Annotated in this window: 21 protein-coding genes; 15 read left to right on the top strand and 6 right to left on the bottom strand. The window is 60.5% G+C overall.

Going from position 1 to position 19647, the window contains the following annotated elements:
- The first annotated feature begins 133 nt into the window (after window positions 1-133).
- Together AC1DM5_RS19240 and AC1DM5_RS19245 are read left to right on the top strand one after the other, a co-directional pair.
- Entirely contained in the window at window positions 134-532 is a 399-nt protein-coding gene (locus AC1DM5_RS19240) for a hypothetical protein (protein WP_007821677.1), read from the top strand.
- A gap of 94 nt (window positions 533-626) precedes the next feature.
- Window positions 627-1739, top strand: coding sequence for a pyridoxal phosphate-dependent aminotransferase (locus tag AC1DM5_RS19245; RefSeq protein ID WP_477822682.1), 1113 nt, complete (start codon window positions 627-629; stop codon window positions 1737-1739).
- A gap of 178 nt (window positions 1740-1917) precedes the next feature.
- Here AC1DM5_RS19245 and AC1DM5_RS19250 read toward each other — a convergent pair whose 3' ends face one another.
- Window positions 1918-2187 carry an SEL1-like repeat protein gene (locus tag AC1DM5_RS19250; protein ID WP_007821684.1) on the bottom strand — a complete coding sequence of 90 codons (270 nt, stop codon included), beginning with the start codon at window positions 2185-2187 and terminating at the stop codon, window positions 1918-1920.
- A gap of 431 nt (window positions 2188-2618) precedes the next feature.
- Here AC1DM5_RS19250 and AC1DM5_RS19255 point away from each other — a divergent pair, with 431 nt between their 5' ends.
- The 3 genes from AC1DM5_RS19255 (at window position 2619) to amn (ending at window position 4853) form a co-directional block, all read left to right on the top strand.
- Entirely contained in the window at window positions 2619-2957 is a 339-nt protein-coding gene (locus AC1DM5_RS19255) for a DUF2147 domain-containing protein (RefSeq protein ID WP_477822681.1), read from the top strand.
- 131 nt (window positions 2958-3088) lie between these two features.
- Window positions 3089-3268 carry a hypothetical protein gene (locus AC1DM5_RS19260; RefSeq protein ID WP_477822703.1) on the top strand — a complete coding sequence of 60 codons (180 nt, stop codon included), beginning with the start codon at window positions 3089-3091 and terminating at the stop codon, window positions 3266-3268.
- A gap of 82 nt (window positions 3269-3350) precedes the next feature.
- Complete coding sequence (amn, locus tag AC1DM5_RS19265; RefSeq protein WP_477822680.1) at window positions 3351-4853, top strand: AMP nucleosidase; 1503 nt, start codon at window positions 3351-3353, stop codon at window positions 4851-4853.
- Window positions 4854-4899: 46 nt separating this feature from the next.
- Here the strand turns inward: amn and AC1DM5_RS19270 are convergent, their stop codons facing one another.
- Window positions 4900-5067, bottom strand: coding sequence for a hypothetical protein (locus AC1DM5_RS19270; RefSeq protein WP_477822679.1), 168 nt, complete (start codon window positions 5065-5067; stop codon window positions 4900-4902).
- Between the two features lie 154 nt (window positions 5068-5221).
- Here AC1DM5_RS19270 and AC1DM5_RS19275 point away from each other — a divergent pair, with 154 nt between their 5' ends.
- The 4 genes from AC1DM5_RS19275 to AC1DM5_RS19290 are packed head-to-tail and all read left to right on the top strand — an operon-like array spanning window position 5222 to window position 7561.
- Window positions 5222-5572, top strand: coding sequence for a YciI family protein (locus AC1DM5_RS19275; protein WP_007821693.1), 351 nt, complete (start codon window positions 5222-5224; stop codon window positions 5570-5572).
- Between the two features lie 12 nt (window positions 5573-5584).
- Complete coding sequence (locus AC1DM5_RS19280) at window positions 5585-5944, top strand: YciI family protein (protein ID WP_439014472.1); 360 nt, start codon at window positions 5585-5587, stop codon at window positions 5942-5944.
- A gap of 2 nt (window positions 5945-5946) precedes the next feature.
- The gene (locus AC1DM5_RS19285) at window positions 5947-6306 is read left to right on the top strand and encodes a YciI family protein (protein WP_477822678.1); all 360 of its coding nucleotides are present in this window, start codon (window positions 5947-5949) and stop codon (window positions 6304-6306) included.
- Between the two features lie 19 nt (window positions 6307-6325).
- On the top strand, window positions 6326-7561 hold the full coding sequence (locus tag AC1DM5_RS19290; protein WP_477975437.1) for an RNA polymerase sigma factor: 1236 nt from the start codon (window positions 6326-6328) through the stop codon (window positions 7559-7561).
- Here AC1DM5_RS19290 and AC1DM5_RS19295 read toward each other — a convergent pair.
- Window positions 7551-8519 (bottom strand): lysylphosphatidylglycerol synthase domain-containing protein, encoded by a 969-nt coding sequence (locus AC1DM5_RS19295; RefSeq protein WP_477822677.1) that lies wholly within the window; start codon window positions 8517-8519, stop codon window positions 7551-7553. The genes AC1DM5_RS19290 and AC1DM5_RS19295 overlap by 11 nt on opposite strands.
- 79 nt (window positions 8520-8598) lie before the next feature.
- Here AC1DM5_RS19295 and AC1DM5_RS19300 point away from each other — a divergent pair, with 79 nt between their 5' ends.
- From AC1DM5_RS19300 to AC1DM5_RS19310, 3 genes are all read left to right on the top strand, one after another.
- On the top strand, window positions 8599-9609 hold the full coding sequence (locus AC1DM5_RS19300; protein ID WP_113324177.1) for a glycosyltransferase family 2 protein: 1011 nt from the start codon (window positions 8599-8601) through the stop codon (window positions 9607-9609).
- Between the two features lies 1 nt (window position 9610).
- Window positions 9611-11101 carry an ArnT family glycosyltransferase gene (locus AC1DM5_RS19305; protein ID WP_477822676.1) on the top strand — a complete coding sequence of 497 codons (1491 nt, stop codon included), beginning with the start codon at window positions 9611-9613 and terminating at the stop codon, window positions 11099-11101.
- Window positions 11102-11417: 316 nt separating this feature from the next.
- Window positions 11418-12023 (top strand): hypothetical protein, encoded by a 606-nt coding sequence (locus AC1DM5_RS19310; RefSeq protein WP_477822675.1) that lies wholly within the window; start codon window positions 11418-11420, stop codon window positions 12021-12023.
- 48 nt (window positions 12024-12071) lie between these two features.
- On the opposite strand, the gene AC1DM5_RS19315 is transcribed toward AC1DM5_RS19310, so the two are convergent.
- Window positions 12072-13439 (bottom strand): aspartate aminotransferase family protein, encoded by a 1368-nt coding sequence (locus tag AC1DM5_RS19315; protein WP_477822674.1) that lies wholly within the window; start codon window positions 13437-13439, stop codon window positions 12072-12074.
- Window positions 13440-13484: 45 nt separating this feature from the next.
- Between AC1DM5_RS19315 and AC1DM5_RS19320 the strand changes: the two genes are divergently transcribed.
- Both AC1DM5_RS19320 and AC1DM5_RS19325 read left to right on the top strand, forming a co-directional pair.
- On the top strand, window positions 13485-14861 hold the full coding sequence (locus tag AC1DM5_RS19320; protein WP_477822673.1) for a glutamine synthetase family protein: 1377 nt from the start codon (window positions 13485-13487) through the stop codon (window positions 14859-14861).
- 163 nt (window positions 14862-15024) lie between these two features.
- Complete coding sequence (locus AC1DM5_RS19325; protein ID WP_477822672.1) at window positions 15025-16794, top strand: GGDEF domain-containing protein; 1770 nt, start codon at window positions 15025-15027, stop codon at window positions 16792-16794.
- Between the two features lie 3 nt (window positions 16795-16797).
- On the opposite strand, the gene AC1DM5_RS19330 is transcribed toward AC1DM5_RS19325, so the two are convergent.
- On the bottom strand, window positions 16798-17742 hold the full coding sequence (locus tag AC1DM5_RS19330; RefSeq protein ID WP_477822671.1) for a diacylglycerol/lipid kinase family protein: 945 nt from the start codon (window positions 17740-17742) through the stop codon (window positions 16798-16800).
- A 302-nt stretch (window positions 17743-18044) separates the two neighbouring features.
- On the opposite strand from AC1DM5_RS19330, the gene AC1DM5_RS19335 reads away from it, so the two are divergent.
- Window positions 18045-19277 carry an MFS transporter gene (locus AC1DM5_RS19335; protein WP_477822670.1) on the top strand — a complete coding sequence of 411 codons (1233 nt, stop codon included), beginning with the start codon at window positions 18045-18047 and terminating at the stop codon, window positions 19275-19277.
- On the opposite strand, the gene AC1DM5_RS19340 is transcribed toward AC1DM5_RS19335, so the two are convergent.
- The gene (locus AC1DM5_RS19340) at window positions 19245-19646 is read right to left on the bottom strand and encodes a winged helix-turn-helix transcriptional regulator (protein ID WP_477822669.1); all 402 of its coding nucleotides are present in this window, start codon (window positions 19644-19646) and stop codon (window positions 19245-19247) included. The two genes, AC1DM5_RS19335 and AC1DM5_RS19340, sit on opposite strands and share 33 nt — an antisense overlap.
- Window position 19647: the final 1 nt, after the last annotated feature.

Genomic DNA, 19647 nt, shown 5'->3' on the forward strand with positions numbered 1-19647 from the left:
TAGATGTGCCGCTAACGCACAAATTTCAAACTCGTTAAAATTGTAGTTTTATATTTGACGAATGTGAAAAACATTCGTGTGAGCCTCTCCGTCGAACAGCCTGAAATTTGAACTGTCTGACGGAGAATGCGAAATGGAAATGCTCCGCGCAACGCACCTCGCCACGGTGAAGTCGGCTGTCTACGACATTCGCTGGGAGGAGTTCAACGTCAAACGACCGGCTCGTATCGTCGCCGTTCGCCCCTGTCTGACCGGGATTTCGATGCGCAGCGCCGAAATCCTCGATATTTCCCAGGGCGGCGCGACTTTCGTCGTGTCGACCACGGCAGGCCTGCCCAAACATTATTATCTCAACATCCTGGGGCTTGCCTACCGCATCGGCTGTGCCGAGGTCTACCGCCATCATGAGCGTATCGGCGTTCGGTTCATCAACCTGATAGAGCCGGATGTTCTACGCAAGGTAGTGCGCGCCGACTTCATGATCGGCAACACGGAAGCGATCGACGCCCGCCGCAACGGCAGCCGCGTCTGAGCCGTCACGAACGAGAAATAATCTTGCTTGCCTTGGCAAAGCGAGAGCCTATTGTTGCGCGGCTTTTTCAATAATTCCGGGAAATTGCCCTCGCATGTCTGCCTTCTCGCGCTTTACGCCGCTTGCCAGCGCCCTGCCCTCCACTGTTCCTTTCATCGGCCCCGAGGCCATCGAGCGCCAGCGCGGCCTGAAGGTCGAAGCGCGCATCGGCGCCAATGAAAACGGCTTCGGCCCGGCTCCCTCGGTCATTGCCGCCATGAGGGAACAGGCCGGCGATATCTGGAAATATAACGATCCGGAAAACTACGTGCTGCGCGAGGCGCTGGCTGTCCATCTCGGCGTGACACCGGCCAATATCGCCATCGGCGGCGGCATCGACGAGCTGCTCGGCCAGATCGTGCGGCTGGTGATCGAGCCCGGCGGCACCGTCGTGACCTCGCTCGGCGCCTATCCGACCTTCAATTTCCATGTGAACGGTTTCGGCGGCCGACTGGTCACCGTTCCCTATGCCGGCGACCGTGAAGATCTCGACGCGCTGCTCGATGCAGTCAAGCGCGAGAACGCGCCGCTCGTCTATTTCGCCAACCCTGACAATCCGATGGGAAGCTGGTGGGATGCCGACAAGATCGTCGCCTTCGCGCGTGCCCTGCCGGAAACCTGCCTGATGATCCTCGACGAAGCCTATAGCGAGACCGGCCCGGCCTCCGCCCTGCCGTCGATCGGGTCGCTCATCGACTTGCCGAACATCGTGCGCACCCGCACCTTCTCCAAGGCCTACGGGCTTGCCGGCGCCCGCGTCGGCTATGCCATCTCGACGTCGGGCACGGCGCAGGCCTTCGACAAGATCCGCAATCATTTCGGCATGAACCGGCTTGCGACGGTCGCCGCACTCGCAGCCCTCAAGGATCAGGCCTATCTTTCCGAAGTGATCGGGAAAATCCATGCCGCGCGCGACAGGATCGCTGATATTGCCAGGGCCAACGGCCTGCAGCCGCTGGCATCGGCCACCAATTTCGTGGCTGTGGATGCCGGGCGCGACGGCGCTCACGCACGGGCCATCGTCGACGGATTGATGGAGCACGGCGTCTTCATTCGCATGCCGGGTGTTGCGCCGCTCAACCGCTGCATTCGTGTGAGCGTCGGGCCGGAAGCCGATATGGCGCTGCTCGAAGAAGCGCTCCCGCTGGTCTTGAAAAAACTAGCCTGACGATGGGAAACCAAAATGGGTAAACCGCGGCCGGCGGGAGGCGCCGGTCGCGGTTTCCTTCTCCTGGCATCGGCCCCGTCCAAAGCGCCCCGCCAGCTCCCCTCTTTTGAGGTTGTTATTTCGAATTATCTTGTTGGAGACGGTCCTCAGTGCATGTCGCGCCAGGCGACGACATGCTTTAGTGGATCGTCATCCATTCGCGGGCGGCGCGGAGCGCTTCGGCAAGCTGCATCTTGCTCATCGAAGCGGCCACATCGGCGCGCAGCTCGGCGGCGCGGTCGTTGCCCTTGATTGCGGCGATGTTCAGCCACTTGTGAGCGGAGACGAGATCGATCTCGCAACCACGGCCGGTCGCATACATCAGACCCATTTCGCAGAAGACATCGGCGCTGTTGTTTTCGCCACCCATGGTGGCCATTTCAGCATTGTGCATTTCAAAGCGTGCCATCGGTTCTATCCCTGTTTAGCCTGTTAAGACGTACCCTGTTTTACCTTTGGGCCTTGCCATCTTCTGCGGCTTTCGGCCTCTCCGGTCCGGCGGGTTTGCCCCGCTCGTTTGATGGGTTCACTATGCCGAACGGCTTTCAAAAAACGCCTAAAATGCATGATTAATTTGACGCAAACAAAGTGCAAATGCTTGGTAAACTTGGGTTTTTGTTAAACATCGGAATCCCTGCAAATTAAGGATTTTTGCGCGCCTTTTACGAAAAATTCAGATTTGGAAATTGAGGATTTGTTTACCGTGAAATCAGCATCGATCAGACGATCCGCAGAAAAAACAGCTGGCGAAAGCCCGATTTCAGGCCCTTCCCGCAGCGTATTTACCTTTACGTTCGCGTCAGTTATTTTCGCGCCATTTCATATCTCATGGAGGAAGAGATGATCCGTACCCTCGTTCTCGCCGGCGCGCTGGCACTTATTGCAGGCCTTGCACAGGCGGATGAACCGATCGTCGGCAACTGGAAGACCCGCGCCGGCGACACGGCGGTGATTGCGCCCTGCGGCGGCGCTTACTGCATCACGCTGAAGACTGGCCAATATGCCGGCAAGAAGATCGGCAGACTGTCCGGCACCGGCGGCAGCTATAGCGGTGAGATCACCGATCCTGCCGACGACAAGACCTATAGCGGCTCGGGCAGCATCTCCGGCCGCTCGCTCAAGATGCAGGGCTGCGTGATGCAGGTCTTCTGCAAAACGCAAACCTGGACCCGTCTCTGAAACGCTCAGGCAGGTTCTGAGAACCTTAGCCGGCCTCAGAAACTGAACGCAAAATGAACCGCTATCTCAGCACCCGTTCAGCCACATCATGGCAAAACAACACCATGAAGGGCGTATATCGGGGTAAGGACGTGGACGTGTTCATTCTGGCGAGACGGTTTACAATCATAACGCTGTTTGCGGCGATCTTCGCAATTTCGTTTTCGGCAGTCGTCGTGCGCACTGGCGGCGGCGGCGCACTGCAGTCGCATTTCGGCGCGAACTATACCTGCCTGGAAAGCAGCGGCGGTTACTGCACCACCATCCGCTGAGACCTGGAAAGATATCGGAAAAATCTGGGTCTCAGCCTTCGCGCGTCGTTTGCTTGTTAAAAACAACCCCCTATAATGCGCCATGAGCAAACGAATCTATCCCCTGTCCGCTTTCGACATTTCGTCCCCTCACCCTTTCGAGCCGCAAGCCTTCGATGATCCGGCAAAAGCCGTCGAAGCTTTGACGGAGCTCTACGAGCGAAACACCTCGTTTCTGATCGACAGCTTCACGAAGCTCGCGCAAGGGGCGCCGGTCACCTCCCGCTACCGCGCTTTCTACCCGCAGGTCAGCATCGAGACGACAAGCTTCGGCCACGTCGACTCCCGCCTTTCCTATGGTCATGTGACGGCACCGGGCGTCTATACGACGACGGTCACGCGGCCAAAGCTCTTCAAACATTATCTGAAGGAGCAGCTGCTGCTCCTGATGAAGAGCCACAATGTGCCTGTCGTGGTGTCCGAATCCTCGACGCCGATCCCGCTGCACTTCGCCTTCGGCGAAGGCGCGCATGTGGAAGCGTCTGCGGCGGCTTTCGTCGATATTCCGCTACGCGATCTCTTCGATACGCCTGACCTCAACACGACGGATGACGAGATCGCCAATGGCGAGTATCTGCCGCCGCCGGGCGAGCCCTCACCGCTGGCGCCCTTTACCGCACAGCGCATCGACTATTCGCTGGCCCGCCTGTCGCACTATACGGCGACGGGTGCCGAGCACTTCCAGAACTTCGTGCTGTTTACGAACTACCAGTTCTATATCGACGAGTTCTGCTCCTGGGCGCGCAAGATGATGGCCGAAGGCGGCGACGGCTATACGGCCTTCGTGGAGCCCGGAAACATCGTCACGCTCGCAGGATCAAGCGGTCCCGAAACGGATGTGACGCTTGCCCGCCTGCCGCAGATGCCGGCCTATCACCTCAAGAAGAAGGGCCATGCCGGGATCACCATGATCAATATCGGCGTCGGTCCTTCCAACGCCAAGACGATCACCGACCATGTGGCCGTGCTTCGCCCGCATGCCTGGCTGATGCTCGGCCATTGCGCCGGCCTACGCAACAGCCAGCGGCTCGGCGATTATGTTCTGGCGCATGCCTATATGCGCGAAGACCATGTGCTCGATGACGACCTGCCGGTCTGGGTGCCGATCCCCGCACTTGCCGAAGTGCAGGTGGCGCTCGAGGCTGCCGTTGCCGAGATCACCGGTTACGAAGGCTTCGAGCTTAAGCGCATCATGCGCACCGGCACGGTCGGCACGATCGACAACCGCAACTGGGAACTGCGCGACCAGGCAGGCCCGGTTAAGCGCCTGTCGCAGGCTCGCGCCATCGCGCTCGACATGGAATCGGCAACGATCGCCGCCAACGGCTTCCGTTTCCGCGTACCCTACGGAACGCTGCTCTGCGTTTCCGATAAGCCGCTGCATGGCGAACTGAAGCTGCCGGGCATGGCGACCGCCTTCTACCGTACACAGGTGAACCAGCATCTGCAGATCGGTATCCGGGCGATCCAGAAGCTTGCCGCCATGCCGCCGGAAGCCCTGCATTCGCGCAAGCTGCGCAGCTTCTTCGAAACGGCGTTTCAATAAGATATCAGGCGCGGCCCGGCCTTGTCCGTCGGGCCGCGTACTGTTCTCAAGCGCTTGCGGCAAGCTGCAGCGCTGCGATCAGGCCGGCAAACGCCGCCAGCGCAATCACGGTCCTGACCAGCACCTTTATCACCTCGGCATTCTCAAGCGGCGGCATCTTGCGTGCGCCGCGTGTGACGATCAGATGTGCTATTCCGATTTCAAGCATGCTCATTGCTCCATCTCCTCGATGTTGTCAGATGAAGCTTTGTCGAGCGCTGCCTCGGCTGTTCGACATTCAGGCCGCTTAAAAGATATTTTTCTTCCCTGTCGAAAAGCGCCTAGGCTGTTCGTCCAAGGGCTGTGAAAGCACAGCGTGGAGGATAAGCATGAAATATCTTTGCCAGGTCTGGTTCGACGGCACGGTGCTGTCGGCCATGTCGCAGGAAGAGAAGAACAAGCTCGACCGGGATTCGCTCGCCTATGACCGCGATCTTGCCGACAGCGGTCATATGATCGTTGCCCAGGCGCTGCAATCGCCGCAATCGGCGGTCACGGTCCGGGTGCGCGGCGGCGAGATGTCGGTCACCGACGGCCCCTTCATCGAGACGAAGGAGGCGCTTGGAGGCTTCATCCTGATCGACGCCAAGGACCTCAATGACGCGATCCGTGTTGCCGCCGGCATTCCGCTGGCAAAGCTCGGCGCGATCGAGGTTCGCCCCATTCATGAATTCGGCTGAGGAGGTGACGCCATGAAGTTTCTGGGCCAGATCTGGTTCGATACCGAAAAGAGCAAGCGGGTCACGCCAGAGGAATGGGAGGCCGTCACCCAAGAATGCATTGTCAGCGACGACAGCTGGCGCGAAAGCGGCCATATGCTGAGCGCGCTGGCGCTCTACGAGCCGGAGCAGGCCGTGACGCTCAGGGTTCGCAACGGCACCGTTGCCGCGACGGATGGACCCTTCGCCGAAATTAAGGAACATCTCGGCGGCTTCGTGGTGATCGAGGCTGGGGATATGGAGGAAGCGAAGGCGATCATCTCCACCTTCCCGATCCTCAAATATGCATCGATCGAAATCCGGCCCGGCTATTCGATCAAGGATGGGAGATAGCCATGCGCTTCGTCTGCCTCATCTATAATTCCGCCGATACGGACGGCACACTCAGCCAGGCCGAGGGCGACGAGCTCGTCAGGGCGCATTTCCAGTATGACGAGGAACTTCAGCGCAAAGGCATCATGATCCATTCCGATGCGTTGGAAGGTCCCGACAGTGCCTCGGTGTTGAGGGTGCGCGATGGCACTCTGTCTTCGACTGACGGCCCCTATGTCGAGACCAAGGAACATCTGGCCGGCATCTACATCATCGAGGCGGCCGATCTGGAAGATGCACGCAAGGTCGTTGCGGGCATTCCAAGCGTCCGGGTCGGAGCGGTCGAATTGCGGCCAGTAAGACTGCTCACCCTGCCGCAGTGAGGGTCGGCCGTTGAAACAGGTGATCGGGGAACAGGTGATCGAGGATATCTACCGGCAACATTCGCGCCGGGTTCTGGCGACGCTGATCCGCCTGCTTGGTGATTTCGACCGGGCCGAGGAAGCATTGCACGACGCCTTTGCGGCGGCGGCGCGAACATGGCCGGTTGACGGCATGCCCAACAATCCCGTCGCCTGGCTGGTTTCGACCGGCCGCTTCAAGGCGATCGATCACCTCAGGCGGCGGGCGCGCTTCAACGCCTCGCTGCAGCATATCGAGGACGGCCTTTACCCTGATGGCACAGAAACGGAGATCGGCGACATGGAACCGATCGAGGACGATATGCTGCGGCTGATCTTCATCTGCTGCCATCCGGCTCTTGCCGCCGATGCACAGACCGCGATGGCGCTGCGCGAGGTCTGCGGATTGACGACGGAAGAGATTGCCCATGCCTTCCTGGTGCCGGCGCCGACCGTCGCGCAGCGCATCGTGCGCGCCAAGAACCGCATCAGGACGGAGAATATCCCTTATGAAGTGCCTGTCGGGGCGGAACTGCCGGAGCGTCTCGACCGGGTGCTGCATGTCATCTACCTCGTCTTCAACGAGGGCTATTCGGCATCCTCAGGCAACACGATCGTCCGCGCCGACCTGACGGCCGAGGCGATCCGGCTGGCGCGGTTGCTGGCAACTCTGCTGCCGCATCCAGATGTCGCGGGCCTGCTGTCGCTGCTGCTCCTGCAGGAGTCGCGCCGTGCTGCACGGCAGGATGTCGATGGCGCGCTGGTGCTGCTTGCCGATCAGGATCGCTCGCGCTGGGACCGAAGCAAGATTTCAGAGGGGCTTTCGCTGCTCGCAAGCGCCATGCGCACGCCTGATATCGGCATCTATACGGTCCAGGCGGCGATCGCGGCGGAGCACGCGAAGACCGGCAGCATCGAGGAAACGGACTGGCGGCGCATCGCCTTCTATTACGACCTGCTGATTGCCGCCCACCCTTCAGCAATTGCCGAGCTTAATCGCGCCGTGGCAATCGCCATGTCCGAGGGGCCGGAAAAAGGACTGGCGCTTGTCGACGCCATTCTCGGCAAGGGAGAGCTGACGACCTATCACCTCGCCCATTCGGCGCGGGCGGATTTCCTGCGCCGGCTCGGACGCCGGGCCGAAGCGATCGAATCTTATGAGACGGCGTTGACATTCTGCCGGCAGGAACCGGAACAGGTCTTTCTGCGCAAGCGCATTCTGGAGCTTACGACCTAGCCTTGCGGCGGCGGCCGAGGGGAAGCGAGATGGCGGTCCCGGTCAGAGCCGAGACGATGATGAGCAGGTGGGCGTTGACGCTTGCCTGGGCCAGCGCACCCAGCGCAGCGCGTTCGCTTGAAGCACCGAAGGCGATAGCGCCGGCAGTGATGCCGGCCGGATAGGTGCCGACGCCACCGGGCGCGTGGACCGGAAGGACGGAGGAAAGCTCACCGCCCAGCGCGCCACCGAAGCTTGCGGCCATCGGCATCACGCCCATCAGCCCGAGCGCCCAGGCGAGCACCAGCACCTTCACCAGCCAGTTGACGATGGTCATCGCCCAGGCACGGCTAAAGGCGACGGCATCGAATGGCAGTCCATTCTCGATTTCATGAAGCAGTGCCTGCGCCTTGCGCGGCAGAAGTTTTGCACCGAGGCGCAGCAGCGGCTTGCGGGCGGCAAAGGCAAAGACCGGCAGGAACAGGAAGATGACCCAGACAAGCCATGCAAGGGCTGCGTTCGGGGCGGCCACAGCAAAGCCGAGGCCGGCGGCGGCCAGCAGCGCATGCAGGTCCAACAGCCGCATGACCAGCAGGGCGGAGGTGCCGCGTGTCAGGGGAATGCCGAATTCCGTGCGCATCAGCACCGGAAAGCTGGTCTCGCCGGCGCGGAAGGGCAGCATGATGTTCAGAAGGTTATGGATTTGGGTCACCCGGAAGAGCGTTGCGAAACGGCCTGCCGTCTCCCGTGGAAAATAATCGTAGATGCGCCATGTACGCAGGAAATAGGTGCTGGTCAGGAGTATCAGCGCGCCGATGACCGGACGTGGACCGACGGCTGCCCATTGTTCCAGTATGACCGACCAGCCCCAGAACCATTCGATGAAAAGTGCATAGGCTGCGACGATTGCGACCGTCAGGAGGCTCATGCGATTGCGCAGAAACCAGGATTGCCCGCTTTCAACACTCGGGGTCTTCATGTATCAGGCTTCCTAAGTTTGGCTGCGGCGGCTGGTTTCCATTGGCTTCCATTGCCGCGCCTTTTAGGAGAAATGAAAGTTGCAGACAACGGTAGAGTCCATTCGCGATGCGAATGATCAGGTGCAACCGCTCGAACTGTCGCTGGTCGTTCCTGTATTCAACGAGGAAGAAAGCATCGGCCCGCTCGTCGAGCGCATTGCCGTGGCGATGGTGGACTATCCGCATCGCTGGGAACTGATCCTCGTCGACGACGGCAGCACGGACGCAACGCTCGTCAATGCCCGCAAGTTCGTCAACCGCGAAGAGCTGACGCTGCGCATCGTCGAGCTGCAGCGCAATTTCGGCCAGACCGCCGCCATGCAGGCCGGCATCGATACGGCGCGAGGCCGGTTGATCGCCACCATGGACGGCGACCTGCAGAACGACCCGAAGGATATCCCTTCGATGGTCTCGGAGCTGGAACGGCGCGAACTCGACCTGCTCGTCGGCTGGCGCAAGAACCGCCAGGACGGGTTGCTGCTGCGCAAAATCCCCTCCTGGTGCGCGAATTACCTCATCGGCCGCATCACCGGCGTGAAGCTGCACGACTATGGCTGCAGCCTGAAGATCTACCGCGCCTCGATCATCAAGCAGGTGAAGCTGATGGGCGAGATGCACCGCTTCATCCCGGCCTGGGTTGCCGGCGTCGTGCCGAGCTCGCGCATCGGCGAAATGGCTGTCACCCATCACGCACGCCAGCACGGCACCTCGAAATACGGCATCTCGCGCACCTTCCGCGTTATCCTCGACCTGCTGTCGGTGATGTTCTTCATGCGCTACAAGGCGCGTCCCGGCCATTTCTTCGGCTCGCTCGGCCTCGGCCTCGGCGGCCTTGCAGCGCTGATCCTCATCTATCTCGGCTTCGACAAGTTCATCATGGGCAACGATATCGGCACGCGACCGATGCTGATGGTCGGCGTCGTGCTGCTGCTCTCGTCCGTGCAGATGATCACGACCGGCATCCTGGCGGAGATGATCGCCCGGACTTACTACCGCGACGACGCCTCGCCGAATTATATCGTGCGCCAGATCTTCTCTCGAGAAAGCTGACGTGCAGAGCCTTTTCAGCCGCCGGCCACATCTGATCCTGGCGGTGCTCGGAACCTATTTTCTGCTCCACCTGATCGTGCGGCTCAGCATCCCCAATGCGCTGGAGCTGGACGAGGCGGAGCAGATGCTGCTCTCGCAGTGGTTCGCCTTCGGCTATAATTCGCAGCCGCCCTTCTACAACTGGGTGCAGTACGGGGTGACATCGCTGCTTGGCGTGTCGCTCTTTTCGCTGTCGCTGCTCAAATGCAGCATGCTGTTCCTCTCCTACACCTTCTACTGGCTGACGGCGCGGCTGACATTGAAGAACAGCAGCCTGGTGGTGCTGGCGACGCTTGGCCTGCTCACCGTGCCGCAGGTCGTCTTCGAGGCGCAGCGCGATCTGACGCATTCGGTGGCGACGATCTTTGCCAGCTCGCTGTTCCTCTACGGCTTTTTCCGCACACTGAAGACGCCCTCGGCAATCTCCTATGCCATTGTCGGCATTGCGACCGGCATCGGCATGATATCGAAGTATAATTTCGCGCTTCTTCCTGCCGCCGCTCTGGTCGCCGCCCTCATCGACACCGATTTTCGCAAGCGGATTTTCGACTGGCGGCTTGCGCTGACGATCGTCTTGTCGATCGCTATTGTGCTGCCGCACGCGCTGTGGTTCCTGCAGCATCTCGACCTTGCCGTCGATCGCACGCTGCACAAGATGACCGGTGCGGGCGAAGGTTTTCTGTCACAGGTATCGACCGGCTTTTTCCGCTTCATCTCCGCGATGGTCGGCATCGCCGGCGTCTCGGTCGTCATTTTTCTGGCGCTCTTTGCCAAATCGCTGCGGGCAATGTGGCGCGCTTCCAGCCGCTGGACACGAATTGCCGGACGCATCCTGTTGATCGAGATCGGGGCTATTGCGCTGATGATCCTGCTTGCCGGCGTCGACAACGTCGCCGACCGATGGCTGACACCACTCTTCCTCATCCTGCCGCTCTATATCTGCATGAAGGCCGACAGTGCCGAAGTCGATGCAGGCGCGCCCTTACGGGCATCGCTTGCGGTAAGTGGCGTCATCATGGGCGCGGTGCTCGCCGTGCTTGCCATGCGGGCCTATTGGGGGCCGCTCCTCGGCGATTATCAGCGCCTGAACATTCCCTACGACAGTTTTGCCGAGATCATCCGCAGGGATATCGGCGGCGAGCCCGGGCTGATCGTCGGCTATGATCCGCATCTCGACGGCAATATGCGTCTGCAAATGCCGGGCACCCCGGTGCAGTCCTATTTCTATCCGGACTTCAAGCCGAAGTTCCAGCTGGATGCGAAACATCCCGTCGTCTTCGTCTGGCGCGACGACAAGGGCAGAACGCCGCCGGCCTGGCCGGATTACTATTTTAAGGATGTCATTGCGCAAAACGGCTTGAAGCAGCCGGAGACGCATATCGTTGCCCTGCCATATATCTATGGCCAGCCGGGTGACACCTATCAATTCGCTTATGCCGTCGCCTACCCCTGAGGGCCGGATTGTTGCGGCCCGCCAGATAGGCACCATGACACTCTTTGCGCATCGCCGAAGAAATTAGCAGGCTCCGCATATTGGCGTAGCCTCGAGACGCAGAATTGTACTTTTTACACTCACAACATCTGGTTGACTTCGCGCAACCAATATATTAGCAATATATAAATTATGTATTTCAAGTGACAATGTCTTGAGGCTCTGTACTCAAGAGGTCAGGCAGCGCTTTCGTTGTAAAATGCGCAGTAAATACCAGTCCAAGCCCAGCAAAATTCAGAGGAGTTGCTTGCTCGACAGCAAGCGCGGGAGGCACCTTATGGAACAGGTTATGGAAGTTGTATCAGGCACAGCAACCTACTTCGGCAAAAAGCCGAGCACGTTGGTGATTCATAGCGTGGGTAAGGTACCATCGAGCGGATGGACGAATCCACAATTGTCCCCCCGGTTTTACATCGTCGCGCCGAGCGACGGCGTCCAGGATTTTGACTTTTACGCAACCCCTCCGACGGGGATCTCGTTGCCGATAGTACTGCCGATAGTGGCGGAGGCTGCCGCGCAGCTGGACGTAGACAACTACTGGGGTCAGGGCAAGCCGCTCAAAGGAGTACGCATCCATGCTCGCAAAAACGACATCGAGGTGCCGCTTGAGGAAAAGTCAGAGATGTCCCCCATGGCAGAAGGCCTACCTGTCCCTTGGCCGTTCCCCTGGCGCACTATCACGAAGGCTGGCGGTGGGGAGCTCCCGTTTCCATTTCGTTTTGCGGACCTAGCACCGACGAACCAAGGAGCGCATGATTTGGTGGGCATGAAGCTGCGTGTATACCATACGGGCGACATGCTTACGCAGGACTATGTGCGCGACAGAGCAAACATCGAGCTCAACCCCACGAGCGAGCGGATTGTTTCCGTTTGGGTCGGCTAGACAATGCCAGGTGAAAAACGGCAGCGGATTTCTGCTGCCGCTTCGCCTTTAAGCGCGCAACTCCTTCCAGGCAGCATCCAACGCAATCTTGGTGATGCGTGCCATCTCATCGACCTCCTCATGGCTGATGACGAGCGGTGGCGAGGCCAGCATGCGGTCGCCGGTGGCGCGCAGCACGAGGCCGTTTGCGAGCGCGTGATTGCGCACCAGCGAACCGATCGGATCGGGCTTTTCGAAACGGGTGCGGGTTTTCTTGTCGGCGGCAAGCTGCAGGCCGCCCATCAGGCCGACGCTTTCCGCCTGTCCTACGAAATCGTGCTCGGCAAGTTCGCCCCACTTCTTTGCGAAATAGGGACCGATATCGTCGCGAACGCGCTCGACCAGCTTCTCCTCCTCGAGGATACGCAGGTTTTCGAGCGCTGCGGCAGCACAGACCGGATGGCCGGAATAGGTGAAGCCGTGATTGAAATCGCCGACCTCGTTGATCATCACATCGGCGATGCGATCGCTGACGAGCACGCCGCCGATCGGCAGATAGCCTGACGACAGCCCCTTGGCGATCGGTGCAAAATCCGGCTCGACGCCAAAATACTGATGGCCAAACCATTCGCCGAGGCGGCCGAAACCGCAAATGACTTCGTCGGTGACGAGCAGGATATTGCGCGCCTTGCAGATGCGGTCGATCTCCGGCCAGTAGGTCTCCGGCGGGATGATGACGCCGGCGGCACCCTGGATCGGCTCGGCGACGAAGGCGGCGACGTTCTCCTCGCCGAGCTCATCGATCTTGGCTTCCAACTCGCGGGCGACCTTCAGCCCGAATTCGGCCGGCGTGAGATCGCCTCCCTCCCCATACCAGTAGGGCTGGCCGATATGGACGATGCCCGGGATCGGCAGGTCGCCCTGCTCATGCATATATTTCATGCCGCCGAGGCTGGCGCCGGCGACCGTCGAGCCGTGATAGCCGTTGCGTCGGGCGATGACCGTCTTTTTCTGGGGCTTGCCGACGGCGGCCCAATAGACGCGGGCCATGCGGAACCAGGTGTCGTTCGCCTCCGAGCCTGAGCCGGTGAAGAAGATATGGTTGAAGTGCGGCCCGGCCTTGGACGTCACCTTCTGAGCCAGCAGGGTCGTTGGCGGCGAGGTCGTGCCGAAGAAGGTGTTGTAGTAGGGAAGCTCGTTCATCTGCCTGACGACGGCATCGGCGATTTCCTTGCGGCCATAGCCGATATTGACGCACCAGAGGCCGGCGAAGCCATCGAGATATTTTTTGCCGTTGGCATCGAAGATATGCACGCCCTCGCCGCGCTGGATGATGCGCGTGCCGTCGGCATTCAGTTTCTTCATGTCGGAGAAGGGATGCAGATGATGGGCGGCATCGATCGCGGCAAGGTTCGACAGCGGATAAGTATCGGACATGATTAGACCTTCGGATTGAAAGGCTTTCGGTGATGGTTTACGACCTTGGCCTTCTGCGAGAGGATTTTCAAGGTCATGGCAAGCAACGGCAAACAGGCTGGAGAGGACGATCCGCGTTTCGAGATCCTCGTTGTCGGCATGAATGGCGATCTGCGCGGCAAGCAACTGCCGCTTTCTGCCGAAAAGAAAGTCTGGGCCGGCGATATCCGCCTGCCGACCTCCACGCAGTCGCTCGATATCTGGGGCGATGACAATGACGACATCACCGGCCTGTCGCTGACGATCGGCGACCCCGACGGCAATGTCATTCCCGATAAGCGCAGCCTGACGCCGATGCCCTGGGCGCCCGAGGGATCGATGCAGGTGCTTGCCACGATGCACGAGTTCGACGGCAGCCGCAGCTTCATGGATCCGCGCGGCATTCTCGCTTCCGTGCTTGAACGCTATGCAGAACGCGGGCTGACGCCCGTCGTCGCGACCGAGCTGGAATTCTATGTGGTCGAGGAGAACTGGCGCGAGACGGGCATTCCCTCCCCGCCTGCAAGCCTCACCTATCGCCGCGAGCCGAATGGTTTCCAGCTCTATGACATGAGTGCTGTCGATGCGCTCGACGGCTATCTGCAGACGCTGCGCGCCTATGCCAAGGCGATGAACCTGCCGGCGGAGGCGACGACGGCGGAATTCGGCCCCGGCCAATTCGAGGTCAACCTGCTGCACCGGCCCGATGCGCTGGCTGCGGCCGATGATTGCCTCTACCTGAAACGCGTTGCCGAGCAGGCGGCGCGAAAGCATGGGCTGAAATCGACCTGCATGGCCAAGCCCTATTCGGACCAGGCCGGATCGGGTCTGCATGTGCATGCCAGCATCATCGACAGGGATGGCAACAATATCCTCGATGCCAAGGGCGGCGAGCCAACACTTCTGAAATCGGTAACCGCAGGCCTGCTGCAGACCATGCAGGAGGCGCAGCTCGTCTTCGCCCCCTTTGCCAATTCCTATCGCCGCTTCCAGCCGGGCTCGTTTGCGCCGACCGATCTGACCTGGGGTAGCGGGCATCGCGGCACGGCAATCCGCATTCCTGATAGCAACGGGCCGGCGGCGCGCATCGAGCACCGCGTGGCGGGTGCAGATGCCAATCCCTATCTGCTGCTGGCGGCCATTCTCGGCGGCATGCTGCTCGGCCTCGATGGAGATCTCGATCCCGGCGAGGAAACGACGCCCGCCTCTACATCACCGGGCGCGAAGCGTCTGACGCATGATTTCCTGACGGCGGTCGATGCCTTCCGGCAGTCGGCGTTCATCGCCAATATCTTCGGCGACAAGTATCGAAAGTTGTATGGCGATACGAAGTACAAGGAAGCAATAGCGTACCTGCGCACCGTGTCGGATTTCGACTATCGTACATATCTTGCGCGCCTCTAGTTAATAGAGCCGGCCACATAGCTTTCACTTAAACGCTTTTCTTAACCCTGTTGGCATTATCGATGATCTATACTCAAAATCGGTAATATATGCCCGATATCAGCATATTCAGTAAGCCGGCAACGGGGCCGGATTGGGTGACGAGTTGAAAGGGATCGGTTTGATGAACCGCATCACTCTTGAGGGAAAGCTGCTCTTTGCGACCGTCATCGTGGCGTTTCTGACCCTCATTCTGACAGCCAGCGCTCTCATTCCGACTTATGAAAGCTACCGCTCCGCCAATGACAATCTGCTGGCTGTCGAGCGCTTCCGCCAGGTTCTGGAAGCGGCAAGCCGCATGTCGGCGGAGCGCGGACCGGCCAACGACATCATGGCGATCGAGCCAAATAGCAGCGCGCCCGCAACGGAGCGTTTGAAGGTCTTCCGGCGCATCAGCGATCTCTCGCTCGAGGCGCTCGATGAGCCGCCCGAAGTCGATGTATCCTCCTCCCTTCCCGATCTCCAGGCGGCGCTCGCTGAGACAAGGGCGCAGCTTCGCAGGGCTCGCCAAGCCGTCGACCGCGTTGCCGCAACACCGCTCGCCGACCGCGACCCCGACGATGTGCAGAACGCGATCGGCGAAATGATCCAGGTGATCGAAACATTCCAGCATGTCGTGGACTGGCACATAGCCGCTTTCACCACCCGCCGGTCGGAACTGACCGCACCATTCCTGACGGGACGGATGATCAGCGATATGCGCGAATACGGGGGCCGGGCTGCCTCGCAGATCATGGGCCCAATTGCCACCCGCCAGCCTTTGCGCGACAGCCATATCACCGACGCAAACCGCACCATTGGCCGGCTTCTGGAACTGCGCGCGTTGATGCAGGGCCAGACGATCGTCAGCGATCACGATGCGCTCTCTGCGCAGCTCATGAAGGATGTCGATACGATCTTTTTCGGGTCTGGCCTCGAACTCGTTAAGATATTGATCGAGCAAGGCAAGATCTCGGGGGACTATTCGGTTTCCGCCGTTGATCTGACGCGCGATTATGTTCCGACGTTGCAGCCGCTCGAACGGCTGCGCACGGTCTTTCTCGACGATGTCGTGAAACGCTACAGGGCCCAGCACTACGCCGCTTCCTATCGCCTGGCGGTCATCGCTGTGATCACGGCCTCCGCTCTTGCCGTGCTGTTTACGCTCTTCAGCTCCATCCGCCTTCACATGCTCGGTCCGCTGCTGACGGCACGACGCCAGATCATCGAGTTCGCAGACGGCAGTCCCGTGACCGACGTGGAGACGATCTCCAAGGCGCCGGAGATGCGCAGCCTGTTCGAGGCGCTGGAATTGTTGCGTGGCAAGCTGGACGAACGGGCCGAGTATGAGGCCCGCCTGAAGATGCAGGCCGAAAAGGACGGGCTGACCGGTGTCTGGAACCGCCGGGCGCTGGAAGGCTTCGGCAATGCCCCTTCGGAGCGCGAGGAAGATATCTGCCTGATGCTGATCGATATCGATCACTTCAAGACGGTGAACGACACCTATGGCCATCTGACGGGCGATGCCGTGCTCATCGAAATCGCCACCTTGCTACAGGGCGCAATGCGTCCGACTGACATCGTCGCGCGTTATGGGGGCGAGGAATTCGCCGTTCTCGTTTCCACATCCGATCTTTCGAACACCCTGGATTTTGCCGAAGAACTTCGCAGCCGCATTCAGGCGCATGTCATCCGTGACGCGGAAACCGGCGTCGATCTCTCCATCACCGTCAGCATCGGCGTCGCCTGCGGTGCCGAAGGCTGGCGACAGCTCATCGCATCGGCCGATGAGGCGCTGTATTGCGCGAAGAAGAAGGGGCGCAATCGCACCTGTGTTTTCGGCGACGAGGCGGACCGGGATATCGTCGAAAGCGCTCTCATTCCTTTCAGGGCTAGGCGCTCCGCTTCGTTCTGAAAGTCACGCGGCCGGTTCGCGCCGTTCCCGTTCGCCTTCCTGTGCGGCGAGACCTTGCTTGACCAGTACCTTCAGCTCGCCCGGATGCAGCTTGACGGTGACATCGCGCTCCAGCGGCAGAAGCTCGCCGTCCATCACGCAGTTCGCCTTGGCGCGCAGCTTCGGGAAGTGCAGATGCACTTCGGCCGGATGCAGGACCATGACCGCATCGTTTTCGCGGAACTTGCCACGCAGCATGTCGATCGCCAACCGTGCGACGCCGAGCGGTTTCAGCGGTTTTGCCGTGTAGAAGCCGAGTTCGCCGCTGCGCAGATTGTCGGCATAGAGCAGCGCGTTTTCGCCGAAGGGGTTGTTGGAGACTGATATCGCCGAGACGCGTCGGGTCTCCTTCATGCCGGCCGCCTCGAACTCGACCTCGAATTCCGGCGGATTGAAGACGACGCCGAAGGCAGCGCGAGTGCTGGCGCCCATCTTTCCGAGGCGGGAGCGGTAGCTGTAGGAATTGCGGTAGCGCACCATGCGCGCATGCAGGCCGGCGGAGAACTGATGGATGAACGGCCTTCCGTTGGCGCTGGCGATATCGATATTGTCGAGCTCACCGAAAGCCAGCACATCGAGCGCCTGCCAGATATCGAGCGGCACTTTCAGGGAGCGGGCAAAGAGGTTCATGGTGCCGGCCGGCACGACGCCGAGCGCCACGCCGTTCTTCCATGCGATCGATGCTGCTGCCGAAATGGTGCCGTCGCCGCCGCCGGCAACGATACCGTCGATATCGTCGCGCCGTGCGGCCCGTTCCATGGCGGGAACGATCTCGTTGCCGGAGAAGACGATGGCATCGAAATCGTGGCCTGCTTCGCGGAAGACTTCTTCCGCGCGCCTTTCATATGCCTGCATGTCTGTCGTTCTGAAGGTACCGCCGTCGCGATTGAAAAAACCGACGAGCTTCATGAGGTGCCTGTTCCTATCCCGCTATCTCTGCCCTCAAGAAATGGTTGATGCACCTGCGATTTCAAGCCGGATGGTTTTCCCGGTCACACCGCCGAAACACAAATATTGCAATGGACGTATGCAGATAGCAGGACGCTGCACTGCAAAAAGAGCACTCGACGCTTCCAGCTTGCCGTTCAATAGATGGGATGATTGAGATGATATCTCCGCCCCCCGCCATTTCTGCCCACCAATTGCAAATGACCGGCCCTGCGCGTCCCGCCAGCGGCCGTCACCAAGCACAGATCCTCCGAGGACCGCCCGTGAGCCAGGTTGCCGTCAACGATTCCATCGATGCTTCTATCGATTCCGGGCCGGAGGCAGCGCTTCCCTCGGCCATGACCGTTGCCCTGGTCCAACTCGCACTTGCCGCCGGCGGCTTCGGCATCGGCACCGGCGAATTCGCGATCATGGGCCTGCTGCCGAATGTAGCGGATACTTTCTCGGTCACGACCCCGCAGGCAGGTTATGTCATCAGCGCCTATGCGCTCGGCGTCGTCATCGGCGCACCCGTCATTGCCGTGCTCGCCGCCAAGATGGCGCGGCGCACGCTGCTGCTCTGCCTCATGCTGCTCTTTGCCGTCGGCAATATCCTGAGCGCCGTCGCACCGACCTTTGAGAGCTTCGCGGTGCTGCGTTTCATCACCGGTCTGCCGCATGGCGCCTATTTCGGTGTCGCAGCACTCGTCGCCGCGTCTATGGTGCCAGTGCATCGCCGCGCACGGGCCGTCGGCCGTGTCATGCTCGGCCTGACGGTCGCAACCCTGCTCGGCACGCCGCTAACGACGTTCTTCGGCCAGGCACTCGACTGGCAGGTGGCCTTCCTGACCGTCGGCATCATCGGCCTCGTGACGGTCGCTCTCATCTGGTTCTACGTGCCGCACGACAAGGTCTCGGAAGGGGCAAGCGCGCTGCGTGAACTCAGCGCCTTCCGTCGTCCGCAGATCCTGCTGACGCTCGCTATCGCCGCTGTCGGTTATGGCGGCATGTTCGCCATGTTCAGCTATATCGCCTCGACGACGACGCAGGTAGCGATGCTGCCGGAAACGGCCGTTGCCCTCATGCTCGTGCTGTTCGGCGTCGGCATGAATGCCGGCAATGTCATCGGCTCGTGGCTAGCGGACAAGTCGCTGCTCGGCACGATCGGCGGTTCGCTGGTCTACAATATCGTCGTGCTGACGATGTTCTCGCTGACCGCTTCGAACCCCTACATGCTCGGGCTCTGTGTCTTCCTCGTCGGCTGCGGTTTTGCGGCAGGCCCAGCGCTTCAGACACGCCTGATGGATGTTGCTGCCGATGCGCAGACGCTGGCGGCCGCGTCCAATCACTCGGCCTTCAACATCGCCAACGCACTCGGCGCCTGGCTCGGCGGTCTCGTCATTGCCGGCGGCTATGGCTTTGCGGCGACCGGCTACGTCGGCGCGGTTCTGTCTTTCCTCGGCCTCTTCGTCTTCGCAGCGTCGCTACGCCTGGAGCTCCGCAGCCGGAGCGCTTAGAGCCTTTGCGATGCGCAGCTCCCGTCCCTCGGGGCTGCAGAAGACGAATTCATCACCCCAGGCGGCAAGCGCCCGGATGACCGGTTTCAGCGTGGAGCCGAGCGGTGTCAGCGCATATTCGACGCGCGGCGGTACGACCGGGTAAACAGTTCGTGAGATCACGCCGGATTCTTCCAGCTCGCGCAACTGCTTGGTCAGCATGCGCTGGGTGATCGCCGGCAGATGGCGTCTCAGCTCGTTGAAGCGCAAAGTCTTGTCCATCAGGTGGAAAAGGATCACGCCCTTCCACTTTCCATCGAGATAAGTCAGCGTCGCCTCCACCGGGCAACCGGGGAAATTCTCGACCAGTTTGGCGCGCGGGCGTGACATT

The sequence above is a fragment of the Rhizobium sp. 01T437 genome, assembly GCF_056398505.1.